Origin of the sequence: Micromonospora sp. RTGN7, assembly GCF_033804645.1 — a bacterium.
Classification (GTDB): Bacteria; Actinomycetota; Actinomycetes; order Mycobacteriales; family Micromonosporaceae; genus Micromonospora.
Map to the genome: position 1 here is coordinate 248,278 of NZ_JAPZLF010000004.1, position 19,798 is coordinate 268,075.

22 protein-coding genes are annotated in these 19,798 nt (G+C 72.1%); 14 read left to right on the forward strand and 8 right to left on the reverse strand.

Features of this window, described 5'->3' with window-relative positions:
- Positions 1 to 25: 25 nt before the first annotated feature.
- Genes SNR22_RS08030 through SNR22_RS08040 form a run of 3 tightly spaced genes read left to right on the forward strand, consistent with a single transcriptional unit; the run spans position 26 to position 2,855 of the window.
- Positions 26 to 886 (forward strand): hypothetical protein, encoded by an 861-nt coding sequence (locus SNR22_RS08030; protein WP_320065846.1) that lies wholly within the window; start codon positions 26 to 28, stop codon positions 884 to 886.
- A gap of 24 nt (positions 887 to 910) precedes the next feature.
- Entirely contained in the window at positions 911 to 2,053 is a 1,143-nt protein-coding gene (locus SNR22_RS08035; protein WP_320065847.1) for a geranylgeranyl reductase family protein, read from the forward strand.
- A 31-nt stretch (positions 2,054 to 2,084) separates the two neighbouring features.
- Positions 2,085 to 2,855 (forward strand): isoprenyl transferase, encoded by a 771-nt coding sequence (locus SNR22_RS08040; RefSeq protein ID WP_320065848.1) that lies wholly within the window; start codon positions 2,085 to 2,087, stop codon positions 2,853 to 2,855.
- A gap of 16 nt (positions 2,856 to 2,871) precedes the next feature.
- Here the strand turns inward: SNR22_RS08040 and otsB are convergent, their stop codons facing one another.
- The 3 genes from otsB to SNR22_RS08055 form a co-directional block, all read right to left on the reverse strand.
- Positions 2,872 to 3,696: a trehalose-phosphatase gene (otsB, locus tag SNR22_RS08045; protein WP_320065849.1), complete on the reverse strand. Its 825-nt coding sequence runs from the start codon at positions 3,694 to 3,696 to the stop codon at positions 2,872 to 2,874.
- 68 nt (positions 3,697 to 3,764) lie between these two features.
- Positions 3,765 to 4,115, reverse strand: a complete 351-nt coding sequence (locus tag SNR22_RS08050) for a hypothetical protein (RefSeq protein WP_320065850.1) — start codon at positions 4,113 to 4,115, stop codon at positions 3,765 to 3,767.
- Positions 4,116 to 4,276: 161 nt separating this feature from the next.
- Positions 4,277 to 4,717, reverse strand: a complete 441-nt coding sequence (locus tag SNR22_RS08055) for a helix-turn-helix transcriptional regulator (protein ID WP_320065851.1) — start codon at positions 4,715 to 4,717, stop codon at positions 4,277 to 4,279.
- 266 nt (positions 4,718 to 4,983) lie between these two features.
- Here SNR22_RS08055 and SNR22_RS08060 point away from each other — a divergent pair, with 266 nt between their 5' ends.
- From SNR22_RS08060 to SNR22_RS08085, 6 genes are all read left to right on the forward strand, one after another.
- Positions 4,984 to 5,328: a hypothetical protein gene (locus SNR22_RS08060; protein WP_320065852.1), complete on the forward strand. Its 345-nt coding sequence runs from the start codon at positions 4,984 to 4,986 to the stop codon at positions 5,326 to 5,328.
- Between the two features lie 3 nt (positions 5,329 to 5,331).
- Positions 5,332 to 5,688 (forward strand): hypothetical protein, encoded by a 357-nt coding sequence (locus tag SNR22_RS08065; RefSeq protein WP_320065853.1) that lies wholly within the window; start codon positions 5,332 to 5,334, stop codon positions 5,686 to 5,688.
- 436 nt (positions 5,689 to 6,124) lie between these two features.
- Positions 6,125 to 7,534 carry a PhoH family protein gene (locus tag SNR22_RS08070; protein WP_320065854.1) on the forward strand — a complete coding sequence of 470 codons (1,410 nt, stop codon included), beginning with the start codon at positions 6,125 to 6,127 and terminating at the stop codon, positions 7,532 to 7,534.
- A 285-nt stretch (positions 7,535 to 7,819) separates the two neighbouring features.
- Positions 7,820 to 8,527 (forward strand): lytic transglycosylase domain-containing protein, encoded by a 708-nt coding sequence (locus tag SNR22_RS08075; protein ID WP_320065855.1) that lies wholly within the window; start codon positions 7,820 to 7,822, stop codon positions 8,525 to 8,527.
- 116 nt (positions 8,528 to 8,643) lie between these two features.
- Positions 8,644 to 9,300 carry a rhomboid family intramembrane serine protease gene (locus tag SNR22_RS08080; protein ID WP_320065856.1) on the forward strand — a complete coding sequence of 219 codons (657 nt, stop codon included), beginning with the start codon at positions 8,644 to 8,646 and terminating at the stop codon, positions 9,298 to 9,300.
- Positions 9,301 to 9,430: 130 nt separating this feature from the next.
- Positions 9,431 to 10,399 (forward strand): NAD(P)/FAD-dependent oxidoreductase, encoded by a 969-nt coding sequence (locus SNR22_RS08085; RefSeq protein WP_320065857.1) that lies wholly within the window; start codon positions 9,431 to 9,433, stop codon positions 10,397 to 10,399.
- A 16-nt stretch (positions 10,400 to 10,415) separates the two neighbouring features.
- On the opposite strand, the gene SNR22_RS08090 is transcribed toward SNR22_RS08085, so the two are convergent.
- Complete coding sequence (locus tag SNR22_RS08090) at positions 10,416 to 11,378, reverse strand: DMT family transporter (RefSeq protein WP_320066013.1); 963 nt, start codon at positions 11,376 to 11,378, stop codon at positions 10,416 to 10,418.
- 37 nt (positions 11,379 to 11,415) lie between these two features.
- Positions 11,416 to 12,447 carry a class II fructose-bisphosphatase gene (glpX, locus tag SNR22_RS08095; RefSeq protein ID WP_320065858.1) on the reverse strand — a complete coding sequence of 344 codons (1,032 nt, stop codon included), beginning with the start codon at positions 12,445 to 12,447 and terminating at the stop codon, positions 11,416 to 11,418.
- A 221-nt stretch (positions 12,448 to 12,668) separates the two neighbouring features.
- On the opposite strand from glpX, the gene SNR22_RS08100 reads away from it, so the two are divergent.
- The 3 genes from SNR22_RS08100 (at position 12,669) to SNR22_RS08110 (ending at position 15,487) form a co-directional block, all read left to right on the forward strand.
- Positions 12,669 to 13,415: a DUF4245 domain-containing protein gene (locus tag SNR22_RS08100; protein ID WP_320065859.1), complete on the forward strand. Its 747-nt coding sequence runs from the start codon at positions 12,669 to 12,671 to the stop codon at positions 13,413 to 13,415.
- Between the two features lie 172 nt (positions 13,416 to 13,587).
- Positions 13,588 to 14,406, forward strand: coding sequence for a hypothetical protein (locus SNR22_RS08105; protein WP_320065860.1), 819 nt, complete (start codon positions 13,588 to 13,590; stop codon positions 14,404 to 14,406).
- Positions 14,407 to 14,629: 223 nt separating this feature from the next.
- The gene (locus SNR22_RS08110) at positions 14,630 to 15,487 is read left to right on the forward strand and encodes a hypothetical protein (protein WP_320065861.1); all 858 of its coding nucleotides are present in this window, start codon (positions 14,630 to 14,632) and stop codon (positions 15,485 to 15,487) included.
- A gap of 16 nt (positions 15,488 to 15,503) precedes the next feature.
- Here the strand turns inward: SNR22_RS08110 and SNR22_RS08115 are convergent, their stop codons facing one another.
- Positions 15,504 to 15,728 carry an exodeoxyribonuclease VII small subunit gene (locus SNR22_RS08115; RefSeq protein WP_320065862.1) on the reverse strand — a complete coding sequence of 75 codons (225 nt, stop codon included), beginning with the start codon at positions 15,726 to 15,728 and terminating at the stop codon, positions 15,504 to 15,506.
- Positions 15,729 to 15,954: 226 nt separating this feature from the next.
- Positions 15,955 to 17,175 (reverse strand): exodeoxyribonuclease VII large subunit, encoded by a 1,221-nt coding sequence (xseA, locus tag SNR22_RS08120; RefSeq protein WP_320065863.1) that lies wholly within the window; start codon positions 17,173 to 17,175, stop codon positions 15,955 to 15,957.
- 203 nt (positions 17,176 to 17,378) lie between these two features.
- On the opposite strand from xseA, the gene SNR22_RS08125 reads away from it, so the two are divergent.
- On the forward strand, positions 17,379 to 18,365 hold the full coding sequence (locus tag SNR22_RS08125; RefSeq protein ID WP_320065864.1) for a 4-hydroxy-3-methylbut-2-enyl diphosphate reductase: 987 nt from the start codon (positions 17,379 to 17,381) through the stop codon (positions 18,363 to 18,365).
- Between the two features lie 55 nt (positions 18,366 to 18,420).
- Positions 18,421 to 18,852: a hypothetical protein gene (locus tag SNR22_RS08130; protein ID WP_320066014.1), complete on the forward strand. Its 432-nt coding sequence runs from the start codon at positions 18,421 to 18,423 to the stop codon at positions 18,850 to 18,852.
- Positions 18,853 to 19,047: 195 nt separating this feature from the next.
- On the opposite strand, the gene SNR22_RS08135 is transcribed toward SNR22_RS08130, so the two are convergent.
- Positions 19,048 to 19,713, reverse strand: coding sequence for an NADPH-dependent F420 reductase (locus tag SNR22_RS08135; RefSeq protein ID WP_320065865.1), 666 nt, complete (start codon positions 19,711 to 19,713; stop codon positions 19,048 to 19,050).
- Positions 19,714 to 19,798 lie beyond the last annotated feature (85 nt).

A 19,798-nucleotide genomic window follows, 5' to 3' on the forward strand; every position in this document is an offset into this window, starting at 1 on the left:
CCCGCATCGGGCAACATCTGAACCCATGAGGACGGTCGCCGAGACCCAGGTCCGGCGGCCGTCCGCCGTCCGGACGCTGACCACCCTGCTCGCCGTCACGGCGGCGGCCACCGTCGTGGTCGAGCTGCTCAACTGGTGGTACGCGCCGGAGCAGGAGTTCGGGCTGGCGGTGCGCACCGGCTGGGCGATGCTCCGTTCGCTCGGCTTCCTGGTGCTGATTGGGCACGTCAACCGGGGCCGCACCGTCGCCAAACCGTTCGGGTTGATCCTCGCCGTCACCACGGTCTTCGCGGTGGGCCGGCTGGTGGTGCCCCGGCAGGGCGTCCCGCCGCTGCCCGGACTGCTCGGCTTCGCCCTGCTCGCCGCGCTCTGCGCGACCGTGGTCTGGCTGCTCTACCGGTCCGACGCGGTCGCCGGCCACCTCGTCCGGCACCGCAAGGGTCTGGTCGTGGAGGGCGGGACGATCTCCTGGCGGGAGGTCGCACCGAAGCGGCCCCCGGTCACCGGCTGGCTGCTCACCAGCCGGGTCGCCGCGTTCACGTACAGCCCACTGATGTTGGTCCCGGCCCTGGTCGCCGGCGGGGCGATCCTGGACGGCCGGCTGATCGCCGCGCCCGCCGTCCTGCTCTGGTTCGCCGCCGGCATCGGGGTCAGCTACCTGGTGCTGCTCTGCACCGCGTTCCTCATGCGCGGCAAGCGCTGGGCCCGGTCGCTGCTGGTGGCGATCACCCTGGGCACGCTCGCCGTCGACCTGCCACTGTGCTGGTGGCTGCTCGGCGTCGACGGCCTGGTCCGCGACGGCGGGCCGTTGGCCGCCGCCGCCGCTCTGTCGTTGTACGGCCTGTGGCGTGCCGGCCGGGCCGAGGGGTCGGGCGTTCCGGGCTGAGCCGGGCAGAGCGCGGGAGGCGGCATGGGCGACGAGTACGACGTGGCGGTGGTCGGGGCGGGTCCGGCCGGGGCCGCCGCCGCGCTGGCGGCCTGCCGAGCCGGGGCCCGGGTGCTGCTGCTGGACCGGGCCGACTTCCCCCGGGACAAGGTGTGCGGGGACGGCATCGCCGCGCACGCGCTGGACGTCCTCGCCGGCCTCGGCGTCAATGGCGCCGTCGACGGGTACGCCCCGCTGCCCCGGCTGCACCTGGTCGGACCGGGCGGCGGCGCGGTGGCCCGGGCGCTGCCCCGGCCGGCGTACACCGTGCCCCGGGAGGTGTTCGACGCCCGGCTGGCGGCGGCGGCGGTCGCGGCCGGTGCGGAGCTGCGCCGGCACGCCGTGCGCCGGGTCGAGGCGCGCGACGGGTGGGTGGTGCTCGACGACGCCGTCGCCGCCCGGGCGGTGGTCGGTGCGGACGGCGCCGGGTCCGTGGTCCGTCGGGCGCTGGGCCACCCGCCGAATCCGGACCGTCACCTGGCGCTGGCCATCCGGGGGTACGCCCCGGCCCGGCCGGGTCCGCCCGAGCAGTTCATCGTCACCTCGGCCCCGCGCTGGCCGGCGTACGCCTGGTCGTTCCCGATCGGCGACGGTCGGGCGAACGTCGGCTACGGGGAGGTGCTGCGGGGCGAGCCGCTGACCCGCGCCCACCTGCTGGACCGGCTGGCCACGCTGCTGCCCGGCACGGACCCGGCCGCGGTGACCGGCCTGCGGGCCCACCACCTGCCGCTGTCCACCCACCGCCCGCCGCCCGGCCGGGGTCGGCTGGTGCTCGCCGGGGACGCGCTGTCGCTGATCAACCCGTTCACCGGGGAGGGGATCTTCTACGCGCTGCTCTCCGGGGCGCTGGCCGGTGCGGCGGCGGCGGGCGACCCCGGCAACGCCGCCCGGCGGTACGCCGACGCGCTGGGCCGCCGGCTCGGCACCCACCTGCGGCACAGCTCGGTGGCGGCCTGGCTGGCCCGCCGCCGGTGGGTGGTCGACGGGGCGGTCCGGGCGGCGCGGCGCGACGAGCGGGTCTTCGGCACCGTCGTGGAGCTGGGCCTCGGCGACGGACGGCTGGACGCCCGCACTCTCGCGATGATCAGCATCGGCCTCTCGGCGCGGGATCGGCCACCGCGGGACTGATCCGGGTGAGGGGTCGCTACCCTGCAAGGTGATGACTCTGCGGAACCTCCTCTACTCCGTGTACGAGCGGCGGCTGACGGCCAAGCTCGCGGGTAAGCCGGTGCCCCGGCACGTGGGCGTGATGTGCGACGGCAACCGCCGCTGGGCGCGGGAGATGGGCTTCGTCGACCCCAACGACGGGCACCGGATGGGCGCGGAGCGGATCAAGGAGCTGCTGCGTTGGTGTGACGCCGCCGGTGTGGGGCACGTGACGCTGTGGTTGCTCTCCACCGACAACCTCTCCCGGCCGGTGGAGGAGTTGGACCCGCTGCTCCAGATCATCGAGGGCCTGAGCACCGAGCTGGCCGAGGAGGGCAATCCCTGGCGGCTGCGGATGGTCGGCGCGCTCGACGTCCTGCCGGCGCAGCACGCGGCGGCGCTCAAGGCGGCCGAGGAGCGGACCCGGGAGCGGGCCGGCGGTGCCCAGGTCAACATCGCCGTCGGGTACGGCGGTCGGCGCGAGATCGCCGACGCGGTCCGCTCGCTGCTGCTGGAGCACGCGGCGGCCGGCGGGACGATCGAGGAACTGGCCGAGGCGCTGGACGTCGACCACATCTCCGAGCACCTCTACACCCGCGGCCTACCGGACCCGGACCTGATCATCCGGACCAGCGGTGAGCAGCGACTGTCGGGCTTCATGCTCTGGCAGTCGGCCCACTCGGAGTTCTACTTCTGCGAGCTGAACTGGCCCGACTTCCGCCGGGTCGACTTCCTGCGCGCCCTGCGTTCGTACGCCACCCGCCAGCGCCGCTTCGGCGCCTGACCCTGCCGTTGCCGCGTCAGCGCAGGTGGGAAAGGGCCTGGGTGAGGAAGTCGCCGAGCGCGGTGGGGGAGTCGATCGTCAGGTCGGCGGCCTCGGCGACCTCGTGGCCGGTCTCCGGGTTCGCCACGGCCACGCACACCCCGAGAAACTCCGGGTCCGTCGCGGCGCGGGCGCGCACCGCCGCGAACGCCTTGATGTCGGAGACGTCGTCGCCGAAGTACCAGGCACCACCGGCGTCCCGGACCACCTCGCCGATGACCATGCCCTTGTCCCGGTCGACCGGTGGCTTGATCTCCAGCACCATCCGGCCGGCCTGCACGCGCAACCCGAGCCGTTCGGCCTGGGCCTGGCCCCACTCCTGCACGGCCGTGCCGAGCTGTGGGGAGGTGCGCCAGTGCAGCGCCACGGAGAGCCGCTTGAACTCGACCAGCGTCCCGGGCGGCAGCTCGGTGCGGGCCAGGTCGGCCAGCTCCCGCATCGTCGGCACCCAGGGCAGCGCGGCCGGCTCGGTGACCGTCTCGCCGCCGGAGTGGCTGTGCTCCAGGCCGTAGAGGCCGTATAGGTCGACGCTGTCGAGCCCGCCGAGGTGGGCGCGGAGGAACTCCACCGGTCGGGCGGAGACGATCGCGATCCGGCGGACCAGTGGGGCCAGGGCCTCGATCGCAGCCAGCACCTTCGGTGCCAGCTGCACCGCTGTCGGGTCGTCGGCGACGGGCGCGAGCGTGCCGTCGAAGTCGAAGAAGAGCACGGTGTCGGCTGCCCGGCCGGCGGTCGCCCGCCAGGCCCGATCGGCGTCCAACGGGGTCTTCGGCTGCTGGTTGCCCAGATTCAACGGTGACACGCGCGTCAGCGTACCCCGGAGTCGGCGGGGTATTCGTGGTGAAGACGAGACTCCCGGACCGGCCCGGGTCAGCGTTCGGCGGCTCCCCGACCCCGGCGTCCGAAGGGCACGATCTCGGCGTCCTGGCCGTGGCTGAGCAGGTAGCCCTCCACGAATCCGGTGTTCCGGTCGCCGGTGCGGGCCTCGATCTCGTCGAGCCGGGTCACCAGGAGCTTGCTGAGCGCGTTGAGTCGGTCGTTGAGCCGGTCGTGCAGCTCGGCGACGACGGCCAGGACGACCGCCGTGCCGGCGGTGGTGAACGCGAGGAGATTGGCGACCACGGGAAGCTGCCCGCCGCCGACCACGATCACCACATTGCCGGTCACGGCCGACGTCAGCGACACCACCGCGACCACGATTGCCAACCACTTCAGGGTCATGGACAGACCCCTCCTTCTGTCCCGCAGGGCTGGGTTCGGCCTTGTCCCGTCCCCCGCCGATGACGAGCCCAAGCAGTACGAATAGGGACGCTAGCGCGCCCGTTCCGGCCCCGGAGAGAAACGAATGAGTTCGGTCTGCCGTTCTTTCGCTATCTGAGGAACTAGCCCGCCCGATTACCCCTTTTTCGGACATTGATCGGCAGGGGTGGGCGATAAGCGAGGTAACGAATGGTTTCTCGGATGTGGAACTTCTCCACGTCCGAGACGTTCGGGTCGATCAGCCGGCGCAGCAGCGCCTCCACGTCCGGGTCCATCGGTGGCGGGGCGGGGGCGGAGCGTGCGGTGGTCGCCCGGTTCCAGCCCAGCGCCGCGAAGGCGGGCGTGGGGTGCAGACCGAGCCCCTCGCAGAAGGCGACCACCCGCTCGGCCTCCGGGTCGCTGGCCCAGTCCCCTCGGACCCAGCGGTTGATGGTCTGGCGGGAAACACCGGTGCGCCGGGAGACCTCCGTGCCGCTCCACGCACGCATGGCCCGGGCGTCGTCGAGGGCCCGGCGGACGAAGGCGGCGAAGGCAAACTTCCGGGCGTGAGCGCTCTCGGTCACTCCGTGACGGTACGGCCAGTGCGGCGTCCCTGGAGTGCCGGAAGCGCTCGTGTCACGTGAGTGAGACACACGTACGGCCTCCTCGGTTCGCCATTCAGATGCCGCTCAAGAAGGGGTTTCATCTGTGTGTAACGGGAACGTGTGCGTGCCGCTGCGATCGGACGAAAAGCTGATACTGTCACGCCCATGGGACAATCTGCCGTATGTCACGTGCCTGAGATGATTGGTGCTCGCATGCGTCCCTTGCTCAGCACAAGGGGGGTGCGGTGACCGATCTCGCCACCCGCGCCCAGGCGTTCGGCCTGATCGCGGAGGGGGTGGCCGCCGGGCTGAGCGCACCGTGGCGCCTCTACCTCGCGCGGGGCTGCCGCTTCCTGTCGCTCAACGTCGGGGACCGGGAGGAGTGGAACGCCTGGCGGACCCACCTCGGATGCCCCGAGCTCAGCGTCCGGGTCTACGACGCCGGCGGTGAGATCCGCCGTTCCTCCGTGGCCGAGGTGGTCCTGGACGGTTGCCGGATCAGCGTCGAGCTGACCGAGGAGGTCGGCATCGACGACCTGGACCGGCTGCTGGCCGCCGAGCCCGCCTCCGTCGAGCGGGAGGATCGCTGACGGATGAGTCCTTTCCTTGCGGTCTTCCTCGTCCTCGTCCTCGGCTCGACCAGTTACGCGGCCGGACGGCTGCACGGTCAGCTCAGTTACCGGATCGGCTACCGCTTCGGCTACCGGCAGGGGTACTTCGACGGCGACCGGGGCGCCTGGAACCGGCGTCGGCGGGAGGCGCAGGCAGCCATCGCCTCCGCCCTGTCCGGACCGCCGCCGGCCGTCGAGCGGCACCGCCCGCCCGCCCGGCAGGGCACCACCTACACCGGCTCCTCCTTCGCCGCTCCGTCCGGGGGCGTCGCGGTCGCCGCGCCGGCCACCGCCAGCGCCCGGCCCTCCACCGGCGCCCTGGTCCGGTGGCAGCGCTGACCGGCCCCGACCGGCTGTCGGCTCCTGCGGGTGGCCCCGACCGGCTGTCGGCTCCGGTGGGCCGGCGGAGAGGCCGGATCGTCGCCGCGTGCGGGAGCGGCACGAGCACGGTGCGCCGTCCGCGGCGGATGCGCACCGTCGGGACCACGTCAGACCGGTGATCGTGGTCCCACCGGCCGGGATGCGCGCAGGGGGCATGCATCCCGGCCGGTTCCGCCGTTGCTGGTCACTCGAGCGACGCCGGAGATCCGGTGGTCAACCCCTAGCCGGGACGGCCCGGCGCGGCTAGCGTCTAGTCATGGCACGGGGTTCTCCCGGGCCAGCCGGCCAGCCCGGATCTGCGACCTCGCGCGGGGCCCGCATCCGACCCCGTGTCCCCGGGCACCGGACGAGGCGGAACGCGGATGGCCGGGTGCCCATTCGTCGGAGCAGGCCTGTGACGACTCGCCGTACCCCCGCCGGTGCCGACCAGACCCCGGCCGCGACTGCCACGACCCGCCGCGCCACCCGGAGCCGCCGCGAGGCCGCTCCGGTCGAGCCTGAGGAGCCTCGACCAGCCGGCCAGACATTCGTCCTGGACACCTCGGTCCTGCTCTCGGACCCGGCGGCGTTTCACCGGTTCGCCGAGCACGAGGTGGTGCTGCCACTCGTGGTTATCTCCGAGTTGGAGGGCAAGCGGCACCATCCGGAGCTGGGCTGGTTCGCCCGGCAGTCCCTGCGCATCCTCGACGAGCTGCGCGTACGTCACGATCGGCTGGACCGGCCGGTGCCGGCCAACGAGGCCGGCGGCACCCTGCGGGTGGAGCTGAACCACACCGACGACGGCGTGCTTCCCCCCGGCTTCCGTAACGAGTCCAACGACGCCCGGATCCTCTCCGTCGCGCTCAACCTGGCAGCCGAGGGCCGGGACGTGACCCTGGTCAGCAAGGACATGCCGCTGCGGGTGAAGGCGGCCTCGGTAGGGCTGCGCGCCGACGAGTACCGACATGGCCAGGCCAGCGACCCGACCTGGACGGGGATGTCCGAGCTGGAGTTGGGCGAGGAGGAGATCGGCGCGCTCTACGCCGGCGAGACCCTCGACGTGGACGCGGCGGCCGGGCTGCCCTGTCACACCGGGCTGGTGCTGCATTCCGGGCGCGGCTCCGCGCTCGGCCGGGTGCTGCCCGACAAGACGGTCCGGCTGGTTCGGGGCGATCGGGAGGCGTTCGGCGTGCACGGGCGCTCGGCCGAGCAGCGAATCGCGCTCGACCTGCTGCTCGACGACTCGATCGGCATCGTCTCGCTCGGTGGCCGGGCCGGCACCGGCAAGTCCGCGCTGGCGCTCTGCGCCGGCCTGGAAGCGGCGATGGAGCGCCGTCGGCACAAGAAGGTGGTGGTCTTCCGCCCCCTCTACGCCGTCGGCGGGCAGGAGCTGGGATATCTTCCCGGCTCCGAGACCGAGAAGATGTCGCCGTGGGCGCAGGCCGTCTTCGACACCCTCGGCGCGGTGGTGCACGAGAACGTGCTGGAGGAGGTCATGGCGCGGGGCATCCTGGAGGTGCTTCCGCTCACCCACATCCGGGGCCGCAGCCTGCACGACGCCTTCGTCATCGTCGACGAGGCCCAGTCGTTGGAGCGGGGCGTGCTGCTCACCGTGCTGTCCCGGATCGGTCAGGGGTCGCGGGTGGTGCTCACCCATGACGTCGCCCAGCGGGACAACCTGCGGGTGGGGCGGCACGACGGGGTGGCCGCCGTGATCGAGACGCTCAAGGGCCACCCCCTGTTCGCGCACGTCACGCTGACCCGCTCCGAGCGGTCGCCGATCGCGGCGATGGTGACCGATCTTCTGGAGGAGGTTCCGATCTGATCACGAATTGTGTCCGTTAACTGCTAGTTCATCCTGATTTTGCCTGTGGCCCAAGTCACAATTTTGATCGGTGGTTTCCCATCCGCCTCACCGTGCGCGATGGTGTCCATCGAGCGTCCACGTGCCTGAATATCGTCCGTCCTTGTTCGTCGTCCGACGGCGGGGCGGGTGGAGGCGGGTGCGTCGGCTGCGACCGGCAGGGTCGGGGCGCTCATCGGGGCGGCCCCATCCCCTCGCGGATCGGGATCGCGCCGTTGTCCTTGCCTCCGACGAAGGGACCACTTCGTGAGTCGGCTGTGGAGCCGCTTCGGCGCCCGTACCGCCGCCGTCGCCCTGCTCTCCGTGGGCGTTGCCGGCGGTTTCTATCTGGGCGAAGACCGGAAAACCCAGCAACAGGGCCTGACCGCGCAGGTCGGCCTCCAGGCCGACCAGGCCGAGTACGACCACCAGCACGAACGCCAGGCCGAGCAGCGGATCACCTCCGCCAGGCAGCGGGCCACCGAGTACCGGGGCAAGCTGCGCGCCGCCGAGGCGGCGAAGGAGGCCGCCGAGCGGGCCCGCGAGGCCGAGGCCGCCGCGGCGTCCCGCAAGAAGGAGCGCGAGGCGGCGGAGAAGAAGGCCGCTGAGAAGGCGGCGGCGACCAAGACGAGCAAGCCGTACGACGGCCCGGTCCCCGCCTCGTGCAGCGAGTACAGCGGCAACCGTGAGACCGGCTGCGCGTTGATGATCAACGCGGGCTTCGGGATCGACCAGTTCCCGTGCCTGGACAAGCTCTGGAACAAGGAGAGCGGCTGGAACCACAAGGCCCAGAACCCTTCCACCGGGGCGTACGGCATTCCGCAGTCGTACCCGGGCAGCAAGATGGGCTCGGTGGCCGACGACTGGCGGACCAACCCGGCGACGCAGATCAAGTGGGGCCTCGGCTACATCAAGGGCCGGTACAACACCCCGTGCGGCGCGTGGAACTACTTCCAGAACAACCACACCTACTGATCCTCGACGCCGCGACGGCGGGGTGGGCGTGCGCCCACCCCGCCGTCGTCGTGTTCTGCCCCCGCCGTGCCGCCGCGCGGGTGGCGGTCGCCCCGATTTGCTGGTAGCTGTTGGGCATGACCCTGCAGGGCGGCTTCCGCAGCGGCGATCCGCGGCACTTCGGCACCGAGGCCTTCTACGCCTCGATCGGCCGAGCCTTCGTCGCCATGTGCGCCGTCGTGCCGGTCCTCTTCCTGGTCGAGGCCCTCGACGTCGGCCTCGGCATCGACCTCGACCTGGCCGGCGGCATCATTCCGCGCCGCATCGACGGCCTCGACGGAGTGCTCTTCTCGCCGTTCCTACACGCCGACTTCAACCACCTCTACAGCAACAGCGTGCCGCTGATCCTGCTCGGCACGTTCGTGCTCGCCGCCGGCTTCCGTCGGTTCCTCTGGTCCACCCTGGTCGTCGTTCTGGTCAGCGGGCTGGGGGTGTGGTTCACCGGCTCCCCGAACTCGGTGGTGGTCGGGGCCAGCGGGGTCATCTTCGGCTACCTGGGCATCCTGATCACCCGGGGCATCGTCGAGCGGAGCTGGTGGAACTTCGGCGTCGTGCTGCTGGTCGGCCTGCTCTACGGCTGGCAGCTGCTGGGCGTCCTCCCCACCGACGAGCGGATCTCCTGGCAGGGCCACCTCTTCGGGCTGGTCGGCGGCGTGGTCGCCGCGATCCTCTTCCGGCGTCGCCGGGCCGGGGTCGACCCGTACCCGGTGGACCCCCCGCTCGCCCTTCCCTGACGCCGGCCCCGCCCCGCGGCCCGCCCTCCCGTCGACACCCCGCCGTGAGACGTGCTTGCCCCGACCTCGTGCCGGGCCTACCGTCGGCATCAGCACGCGTTGATCAGCGAGCGGAAAGTGACGGTCTGTCATGCCCGAGGTTGATGTCGCAGTGATCGGTGCCGGTCCGACGGGGCTCTTCGCCGCGTACTACGCCGGTTTCCGAGGGCTCTCCGTGGCGGTGATCGACGCGTTGCCCGAGGCCGGCGGCCAGATCACCGCGATGTACCCGGAGAAGCTGATCCTCGACGTGGCCGGCTTCCCGGCAGTCAAGGGTCGGGACCTGGTCGCCAACCTGGTAGCCCAGGCCGCCCCGTTCCACCCGCGGTACCTGCTCGGCACCCGGGCCGAGAAGCTGTCCCGCGCCGACGGCAAGCCGGTGCTCGGGCTCGCCGGCGGAGAGCAGTTGACCTGCGGTGCGGTGCTTATCACCGGCGGGCTGGGCAGCTTCAGCCCGCGCCCGTTGCCGGTCGCCGACAGCTTCACCGGAGCCGGGATCGTCTACTTCGTGCCGGAGCCGGCCGCGCTGACCGACCGGGACGTGTTGATCGTCGGCGGCGGTGACTCGGCGTTCGACTGGGCGCTTGCGTTGCAGCCGCTGGCCCGCTCGGTCACCCTGGTACACCGGCGGGACCGGTTCCGCGCGCACGCCGGCACAGTCGCCCGGGTGCAGGAACTGCCCGTCCGGATCCTCGTCAACGCCGAGGTCACCCGCCTGGACGGCGAGAGCACGGTGACCGGCGCCGAGATCACCGTTCGGGGCGGCGCCACCGAGACCCTGCCGGTCGACACGGTGGTGGCCGCGCTCGGATTCACCGCCGATCTGGGCCCGATCGCCGAGTGGGGGCTGCGGCTGGACCGCCGGCACATCGTGGTGGACAGCGCCATGGCGACGAACCTGCCCCTCGTCTTCGCCGCCGGGGACATCACCGAGTACCCGGGCAAGGTCCGGCTGATCGCGACGGGCTTCGGCGAGGCGGCCACCGCGGTCAACAACGCCGCCGTGGCGATCGACCCGTCGGCCCACCTCTTCCCCGGCCACTCCTCCGACGCCGCCTGACCCCGCCGCCGGCCCGTCAGCGGGGCGTAGAAATCCCTCCTGGCCGTCTCACGGGCGGGCCGATGACGGCGACCAGCACGGCGACCAGGGTGAGCGCGGCCCCCAACAGCGTGGTCAAGCCCGGGTGCGAGGCCGCTGTCGGCAGCACCACGTCGAGCGCGACGGCGCCGACCACCTGCCCGGCGATGGTGGCCAGGCCGAGCAGTAGGACCCCGGTGAACCGGACGATGGCCGCGGCGATCGCGATGAAGACGATGCCGACCGGCCCGCCGAGGTAGAGCCACGGCTCGCTCGGGAAGCCGCCGGCCGGGCGGCCCCGGACGGCGAGCTCCACCGCGAACGTGACCAGCAGGGCCACCGTGCCGACGGCGAAGTTGACGAGCGTGGCGGTCAGGGCGCTGCCCGACGCCATCCGGACCCGACCGTTGACCGCCTGCTGCCAGGCGATGCCCACCCCGGCCAGCAACGGCAGCAGGGCCAGCCCCAGTGTCTTCGGGTCGCCGAGCCGGTCGCCCACGGCCAGCAGCACGGCCAGCACGGTCAGCGCCGCGCCGACCAGGCGGTTCGGGGTGATCGGTTGGCGGCCGGTCGGGCCGATCCCGGCCCGGTCGACCAGCAGGCTGCTTCCGGACTGCCCGGCGACCGCCGCCACGGTGAAAACGGCCACGCCGAGCGTGCCGATGGTCAGCCCCTGGGTGGCCACGAGGAACGCCCCGCAGACACCGCCGAGGCACTGCCACGGCCGCAGCGACCCGTCCGTCAGCGCCGTCCGCAGCACGGACAGGCCCCGCCGCCCGCCCGGGGTGGCGGGGACCAGCACCAGCAGCACCAGCAGGCCGAGACCGAACGAGACCACCGCAGCGGCGATCCCGTCGGCCAGGCGTACGCCCAACTCGCCGTTGATCCGGGACTGCACGGCGACCCCGACCCCGGAGGCGACCGCCAGCCCGACGGCCGCGATCCGACGGCGGGCCGTCAGGGTCGGCGGTGCCGGCGCAGTGGTGACGGCCACTTGGTCACTCCTGTTCGGCCAGCGGGCGGCCGTCGAAGTCGATCGTCGAGTAGAGCGCCAGCTTCTCCAGCCGGTGGTACGAGTCGATCACCCGGATCGTGCCGCTCTTCGAACGCATGACGATCGACTGGGTGTATGCCCCGCCGGCCCGGTAGCGCACGCCGCGCACCAGGTCGCCGGAGGTGACCCCGGTCGCCACGAAGAAGCAGTTGTCGCCGGTGACCAGGTCGTCGGTGGTGAGCACCCGGTCCAGGTCGTGCCCGGCGGCGAGCGCCCTCTCCCGCTCCGCGGCGTCATGCGGCCACAGCTTGGCCTGCATCATCCCGCCCATGCACTTCAGGGCGCAGGCGGCCGTGATTCCCTCCGGGGTCCCGCCGATGCCCATCAGCACGTCGACGTCCGACTCGCCCCGGGCGGCGGCGATGGCACCGGCGATGTCGCCGTCGGAGATGAACCGGATACCGGCGCCGGCCCGGCGGATCTGGGTGACCAGGTCGTCGTGGCGCGGTCGGTCCAGCACGCAGACGGTGACCTCGGAGACGTCGGTGCCCTTGACCTTGGCGATCCGGCGCAGGTTGTCGGCCACCCCGGCGTTGATGTCGACCACGTCGGCGTAGGCGGGGCCGACGGCCAGCTTCTCCATGTAGAAGACGGCGCTCGGGTCGAACATCGCCCCCCGCTCGGCCACCGCGAGCACGGCGAGCGCGTTCGGCATGCCCTTGCTCATCAGCGTGGTGCCGTCGATCGGGTCCACTGCGACGTCCACCTCGGGACCGGTGCCGTCGCCGACCTCCTCGCCGTTGAAGAGCATCGGGGCGTTGTCCTTCTCGCCCTCGCCGATCACCACGACGCCCCGCATCGGGATCGAGTTGATCAGCTTGCGCATGGCGTCGACGGCTGCCCCGTCGCCGCCCTCCTTGTCGCCCCGCCCGACCCACCGGCCTGCGGCCATCGCCGCGGCCTCGGTGACCCGGACCAGGTCGAGGGCGAGATTGCGGTCGAGGTCCTGGGGGGTCCGTGGCCTGGTGCTCGTCATACGGCTTCCTCCTCGCGACGTTGCGGGGTGGACCGGCAGCATGCGGCCGTCGCCGCCGCCGGCTTTGCCGCTGATCCTCACATAATTGTCAACGTATCGCCGGGTCGGGGCGTTGGTGGCCACCTTCCCGGCAACCGGACGGTGGAACGGTTCACGGTGTTCACCGGTCGGCCCGAGCGGCGTGCGTGGAGTCCCAGCCGGAAGGCTGGAAGAATGGGGAGGTGGATCCCGCACAGCCCGCGAAGCGAGCCCCCGCCGAGCCGACCCCGTCGACACCCGAACCGACCCCACCGACCCCACCTGCCACGGTCGGGGAGCCGGCACTGGTCGAGCCGGCGTCCGCAGGCAACCCCGCCCCGGACGACAATCCCGCCCCCCCGCCGTCCACGGACCCGCCGTCGGCCGCGCCGGGCGGGCCGGTGGCTGATCCGCCGGCGCCGCCGCCGGGTCGGGAGAAGGCCAGGTCCGAACGCTCGTCGAAGGACATGGCGATCTCGCTGCTGGTGCTGCTCGTCCCCATCGCCCTGCTGCTGGCCTTTTACCGGGGCTTCCTGGGCGGCGACCAGCCGACCACGGTCGACCCGGCCCCCGCGCTGGAGCAGGCCCGCGCGGCCAACGCGTTCCCGGTGAGCCAGCCGGCCGGGCTCGACTCAGAGTGGAAGACGGTCAGCGCCAGCTACCGGAGCGTCGAAGGCGGCTCGAACCTGCGGATCGGCTACCTGACCCCGGAGGGACGGAGCGCCCAAGTGGTGCAGAGTGACGTGCCGCCGGAGCGGCTGCTGCCCGCCGAGCTGACCGCCGCGGCGCAGCCCCAGGGCCCCACCGAGGTGGGCGGGCGCAACTGGCAGCGGTACACCGCCCGGGGCAACGAGCAGGCCCTGGTGCTGCTCGAACCGGGCCGTACGGTGATCGTGGTCGGCGACGCTCGGGAGAACGAGTTGCGCCGGCTCGCCGACGCCCTCCGCTAGGACGCCTTCCGCTAGGACGCCTTCCGCTAGGACGCCTTCCGTTAGGGGGAACGAGCCGTCCGACCCGGCCGATCGACGGACCGCGGAGGTCAGCGCGGTCCGTTACGCTGCCCGACTCAAGCCCCGGGCACGCGCAACTGCTCCCCCGGCAGTCCTTCGGAAAGAGAATCACGTGAACCTTCGACGGTGGAGCGCCGGTGTCCTCGCCGCCGCCCTTTTCGTCCCAGGCCTGACCGCCTGCAATAACGCCGCCGAGCCCTCGGCCGGCGACGCGTCCGCCGCCGCCCCGGCGGTGCCCGCCGATCCCAAGGAGGCGTTGCTCGCGTCCACCAAGGAGATCAGCAAGGGCAACTTCACCTTCACCATGACCGGTGGCGAGCTCAGCGGTGGCGGCACCGTGCACCTGCCGTCCAAGAGCGCCGAGATGAAGATGACCGGTGGCGACGCCGCCACCGAGAGCTTCTCGATGGACATGCACCTGATCTACCTCGACACCGAGAGCTGGGTGAAGATGGACTTCACCGGCCCGATGGCCGACGCGATCCCCGGTGCCAAGAAGTTCAAGGGCAAGTACCAGCACCTCGATCGCTCCAAGATCAAGGACGCCGAGGAGTTGCAGTTCGACTTCACCGACGTCGACCCGGCAGGCGGGGAGGCGCTGATCAAGGCGGTCACCGACGTCAAGAAGACCGGTGAGGGCGCGTACGCCGGCACCCTGGACGTGACCAAGGCGACCGGCGCGGAGATGTTCGACGACGAGCTGGTCAAGAACCTGGCCGGCAAGGCGAGTGCCCTGCCCTTCACGGCGAAGGTCGACGCGCAGGGGCGGCTCAGCGAGTTCGCCGTCGACGTGCCCGCAGCCGGGGACGCCAAGGCGCAGAAGCTGACCGTCACGTACTCCGACTACGGCACCGCCGCGGCCGTGCAGAAGCCCCCGGCGAGCCAGGTCGTCGAGGCCTCCGACGAGACCTACGAGATGTTCAAGAAGTGATCCGTCCCTGGTGGGCGGCGGTGGACGCTGCCGCCCACCGGGGAGCTTGTGCTTCGGGTGGGTCGGACAGTGATTGCCGAAGGCGGCGACAGGGAACAGAAGGTACGCGACCCCGCCGGCGCGCCAGCCGGACGGGACCCGTACGTCGGAGCCAGTGCTCGGGCTACGGCGCGACGCCTCCGGCACCCTTCGCGGACCGGACGACCCACTTGGAGAGGTTGACGTGACCATTCGACGCTTCAGCGCGGCGGTCTTCGCCGCGACGCTTCTCACTCCTGGTCTGGCCGCCTGCAACAGCACCGGGACCGGCGAGGCGGGGGCCTCCGCGTCCCCGACGGTTTCCGGCAGCGCGGTCCCCGGCAGCGCGACCCCGGGCAGCGCCTCGCCCGGCACCGGCGATGCCAAGCAGGCACTGCTGAACTCGACCAACGAGATCCGTAACGGCAACTTCCGGTTCACCATGGCCGGCGTCGGCACCACCGCCGAAGGGCGGGTGCACGAGCCGAGCCAGAGCGCCGAGATGAAGCTCACCATCGGCGACGCCTCCTCGGACGTGTCGATGAAGCTGGACCTGGTGCACTTCAAGCCGGACAGCTGGGTCAAGCTCGACCTCGGCGGCCAGGCAGCCAAGCTGCCCGGCGTGCAGAACCTCAATCTCGGCAAGTACCAGCACCTCGACCAGGCCCGGATCAAGGGCAACCGCAACCTGGGCTTCGACTTCGACAAGGTCGACCCAGCCGGCAGCGAGGTGCTCACCCAGGGCGTCACCGAGGTACGGCAGACCGGCGAGGGTGCGTACGCGGGCACGATCGACGTGTCGAAGGCCGCCGAGGCGGGCTCCCTGAACGCCGAGCTGATCAAGGCGCTCGGCCAGCAGGCCCAGTCGCTGCCGTTCACGGCGAAGCTGGACCCGCAGGGCCGGCTCAGCGAGCTGGTCATCCAGATCCCGGCGTCCGGCCAGAACAAGGCGCAGGACGTCCGGATCACGTACTCGGACTACGGCACGGCGACCGCCGCCCAGCGCCCGCCGGCCGACCAGGTCGTCGAGGCCCCCAAGGAGCTGTACAACCTGTTCAGCTGACACCCCGCACCCGTCGTCAGGCGTCCGGCTGCTGCTGGCGGGCGGCGTCGATCCGGGCCCGCGCTCCGTCGAGCCAGTGTTGGCAGATCCCGGCCAGCTTCTCGCCGCGTTCCCAGAGGGACAGCGACTCCTCCAGCGAGGTGCCGCCCGTCTCCAGTCGTTCCACCACCGATGCCAGCTCGGCGCGGGCCTGCTCGTAGCTGAGCCGCGCGTCCGGCCCGGCGTTCTTCTCGTCAGTCATCGGTCCCATCCCAGCACATCCTCACCCGTCGGCCGCGCTGCGGCCCGGCCACCCGCGCGCCGCCACCCGCCCGCCCGCCGGGGTCGTTCCCCGAGGGCGTCCACGGGCGCCGCGGCGTTCGTCGCCCGAGCGCCGCGGCTGTTCATCCTGGTCGCCTGCCCGGCGTTGTGCGTTCTGAGCGCCTGCCCGGCGTCGTGCTTCTGGTCGCCTGCCCGGCGTCGTGCGTTCAGCCGTCGACCGTCGCGACCAGCTCGCCCTCCGCGAGACGGATCCGCAACGGATCGCCCCCGTCCACCTCGCCGGCCGCCCGGACCACGTGGCCGTCGGCCCGTTGGACGATCGCGTAGCCCCGGTCCAGGGTGGCGGCGGGGGAGAGGGCGCGCAGTCGGGCCAGGGTGTGCCGCAGCTCGTCGCCGGCCGCGCCGATGCGGTGGTCCAGGCAGCGCCCGGCCCGTTGGCGCAGGGAGGTCACCTCGGTGACCCGCTGCTCCACCATCACCTGCGGCCGGGCCAACACCGGCCGGGACCGGAGCCCGTCGAGGCGGTGCGACTCCCGGTCGACCAGGTTCCGCACGGCCCGTTCCAGCCGGTGTCGGGCCTGCCCGATCAGTCGCAGCTCCTCGGTCAGGTCGGGCACCACCCGCTTGGCCGCGTCCGTCGGGGTCGAGGCCCGCACGTCGGCGACGTAGTCGACCAGCGGAGCGTCCGCCTCGTGGCCGATCGCGCTGACCACCGGCGTACGACACGCGAACACCGCGCGGCACAGCGCCTCGTCGGAGAACGGCAGCAGGTCCTCGATGCCGCCACCGCCCCGGGCGATGACGATCACCTCGACGGTCGGGTCGGCGTCGAGCACCTTCAGGGCGTCAACGATCTGGGTGACGGCGCTCGGGCCCTGCACCGCCACGTTGACCGTGCGGAAGTCGACGGCCGGCCAGCGCCGCCGGGCGTTGGTCAGCACGTCCCGTTCGGCGGCGGAGGCGCGGCCGGTGATCAGCCCGATCCGGCCCGGCAGGAACGGCAGCCGGCGCTTGCGTGCCCGGTCGAACAGTCCCTCGGCGGCCAGCAGCTTCTTCAGCTTCTCCAGCCGGGCCAGCAGCTCGCCGAGCCCGACCTGGCGGATCTCGTCGGCGCGCAGGCTCAGCGTCCCCCGGCCCGCGTAGAACTCCGGCTTGGCGTGCAGGACCACCCGAGCGCCCTCGCTCAGCTCGGGGGCGCCCGCGTCGAGTACGTCCCGGTTGGTGGTCACGGTCAGGCTCAGGTCGGCCGACGGGTCCCGGAGGGTGAGGAAGACGGTGCTGGCCCCGGGCCGCCGGCTGATCTGCGCCACCTGCCCGTCCACCCACACCCAGCCGAGCCGGGCGATCCACGCCCCCACCTTCTGGCTGACCACCCGCACCGGCCACGGCTCGTCGGAGCTGCTCCGCCCGCTCTCACCCGTACTCACCCCCTCACCCTACGGACGCCCCCCATCCGCCCCACCCCACGCCCTCCCCGCTGATCATGCTTTACCGGCTATATCGGGGCATAGGGTCACCGTCAACTCCATGATCACCGGGGTGGGCGTGAGGTGGGCGGGCGTGGGGGTGGGGTGGACGGGGGTGGGTTGTGGGTCGGGGGTGGGGTGGGGTGGGCACGTAGGATGGGGGGGTGACCGAGGCTCAGGCGACTCCCCAGACCGGCAAGCGCGTGCTCCTGGCCAAGCCCCGCGGCTACTGCGCGGGTGTCGACCGGGCGGTGCAGACCGTCGAGGAGGCGCTCAAGCTCTACGGCGCCCCGATCTACGTACGCAAGCAGATCGTGCACAACAAGCATGTGGTGCGCACCCTGGAGGCCAAGGGCGCGATCTTCGTGGAGGAGAACGAGGAGGTGCCGGAGGGTGCCACCGTGATCTTCTCCGCGCACGGTGTCGCTCCGGAGGTCTACGAGCAGGCGAAGGCCCGCTCCCTCAAGGCGATCGACGCGACCTGCCCCCTGGTGACCAAGGTTCACCAGGAGGCGAAGCGGTTCGCCGCCGAGGACTACGACATCCTGCTGATCGGCCACGAGGGGCACGAGGAGGTCGTCGGCACCGCCGGCGAGGCCCCCGCGCACATCCAGCTCGTTGACGGCCCGGACGACGCCGACAAGGTCACCGTCCGCGACCCGAGCAAGGTGGTCTGGCTCTCCCAGACCACGCTGTCGGTCGACGAGACGCTGGAGACCGTGGCCCGGCTCAAGTTGCGGCTGCCGTTGCTCCAGTCGCCGCCCAGCGACGACATCTGCTACGCCACCTCCAACCGGCAGCACGTGATGAAGGAGATCGCCCCCGAGTGCGACGTGGTGCTGGTCGTCGGTTCGCGTAACTCGTCGAACTCCGTCCGGCTGGTCGAGGTCGCCCTGGATGCCGGCGCCCGCGCCGGCCACCTGGTCGACTTCGCGCACGAGATCGACGACGCCTGGCTGGCCGGCGCCGGCACGGTCGGCGTCACCTCGGGCGCGAGCGTCCCGGACGAGCTGGTTCAGGAGGTGCTGACGCACCTCGCCGAGCGGGGCTTCACCGACGTGGACGAGGTGGTCACCGCCAACGAGCGGCTGACCTTCTCACTGCCGCAGGAGCTCAAGCGGGACATGAAGGCCGCGGCCGGCCGCGCCTGATCGACGTCCGCCGCCTCGCCGGAACGGATCGCCTCCCGTGCGCGTCCCAACAGATATGAAGACCTCTCGGATGGCCCTCGCCGCCCTGGTCGTCTGCGCCGCACTGAGCGGCTGCGGCGGCCAGGGGGTCGGCGACGGCATGCCCGCCCCCAGCCCCTCGGGATCGCCGGTGACCGACTTGCCCAGCCCGACCCCGACGGACCCGGCCACCCCGACCGCGATGCCGTCCTCGGCGGTGCCCACCAAGCTTCCGAGCAGTGGCCCGAGCCGTCCACCGGGCCCCGACGCGGCCACGCTGACCGGCACCGTCGAGGCCGGGGTGGAGCCCGGCTGCCGGCTGTTGGACGGCTACCAGCTCGTCGGCGGCCCCGCCGACGTCCTCACGGCCGGCACCAGGGTCACGGTCACCGGCCAGCCCAAACCGGACATGATGACCACCTGCCAGCAGGGCATCCCGTTCGTCGTCGAGTCCGCCCGCCGCGCCTGACCCGTACCCGACCGAACCGGGACGACCCGGCAGCCCTCCCCAGCCGGCGGGGACGGGCTGCCGGTGACACCGCAGGCCGACGTGGACCAGGTGGCCGGGCTCGCCGGCGATGAATTCGCCCCGGTCCGCGGTCGATCTCCCCCGTTGGCGATGTCGGCGATCGGGCGGGTCACGGCCCGTCGGGCATCCGGATGGTCAGTTGGCCGTGGCCGATCCCGCGTTGAGGGACGCCGGATCCACATCGGGGACGGCGAACCTGGGGTTCGACCCCGCTGCCACGACACGCATGACGAATCCGGCGGCCTCCTCCAACTGACGCGCACTGGTCAGCCCACCGATCACCGCAGTCCGCCCGCCGAGATCCGTGGTCAGCGCTGCGGTGCGCTCAAGGGCGTCGGGCTGGTCGCCGCAGATCGCCACGACCGGTGCCGAGTCCTGCGGTCCCGGGTAGGGCCAGGACGCTCCGGCGAAGAGGTGGAATGCCTTCACCACATGGGCGCCCCGCGCAGTGCGAGCGACAAGCTCCGCGGCCGAGCCCGACGTCGGCTTGAGCCTCCCGGTGGCGAAGTCGACGGCGTTGGTGCAGTCGATCACCGTCATGCCGTTGAGGGAGCCATCGGCCCCACCGACGAGGACGAGTGCTTCCTCCAGGCCCTCCCAGGCAACCGCGACAACAACCACGTCGACCCGTGCTGCGAAGTCGGCGGGTCCGACAGCTTGCGCCGCGTCGCCGATCTGGCCGGCGGCCCGGCTGGCGTTTGCCGAACTGCGCCCCGTCACCACGATCGTGTGGCCGGCCACCACCCATGCTCGGCCGAGCGTCGTGGCGAGGTTGCCGGTTCCCAGAATTCCTACGTTCACGGTGATCTCCTTGATCAGTGGGATGACCTGGAGAACGCTAGGACGGCGACTCCTACCATCCGGTAGGAGCTCGCGGGGACACTGG

What these genes read in the sequence shown, in the direction of transcription:
- SNR22_RS08030 (WP_320065846.1), top strand. Translation starts at nt 26, where the DNA reads ATGAGGACGGTCGCCGAGACCCAGGTCCGGCGGCCGTCCGCCGTCCGG.
- SNR22_RS08035 (WP_320065847.1), top strand. Translation starts at nt 911, where the DNA reads ATGGGCGACGAGTACGACGTGGCGGTGGTCGGGGCGGGTCCGGCCGGG.
- SNR22_RS08040 (WP_320065848.1), top strand. Translation starts at nt 2,085, where the DNA reads ATGACTCTGCGGAACCTCCTCTACTCCGTGTACGAGCGGCGGCTGACG.
- SNR22_RS08050 (WP_320065850.1), bottom strand. Translation starts at nt 4,115, where the DNA reads ATGACCCTGAAGTGGTTGGCAATCGTGGTCGCGGTGGTGTCGCTGACG.
- SNR22_RS08065 (WP_320065853.1), top strand. Translation starts at nt 5,332, where the DNA reads ATGAGTCCTTTCCTTGCGGTCTTCCTCGTCCTCGTCCTCGGCTCGACC.
- SNR22_RS08080 (WP_320065856.1), top strand. Translation starts at nt 8,644, where the DNA reads ATGACCCTGCAGGGCGGCTTCCGCAGCGGCGATCCGCGGCACTTCGGC.
- SNR22_RS08085 (WP_320065857.1), top strand. Translation starts at nt 9,431, where the DNA reads ATGCCCGAGGTTGATGTCGCAGTGATCGGTGCCGGTCCGACGGGGCTC.
- glpX (WP_320065858.1), bottom strand. Translation starts at nt 12,447, where the DNA reads ATGACGAGCACCAGGCCACGGACCCCCCAGGACCTCGACCGCAATCTC.
- SNR22_RS08115 (WP_320065862.1), bottom strand. Translation starts at nt 15,728, where the DNA reads ATGACTGACGAGAAGAACGCCGGGCCGGACGCGCGGCTCAGCTACGAG.
- SNR22_RS08130 (WP_320066014.1), top strand. Translation starts at nt 18,421, where the DNA reads ATGAAGACCTCTCGGATGGCCCTCGCCGCCCTGGTCGTCTGCGCCGCA.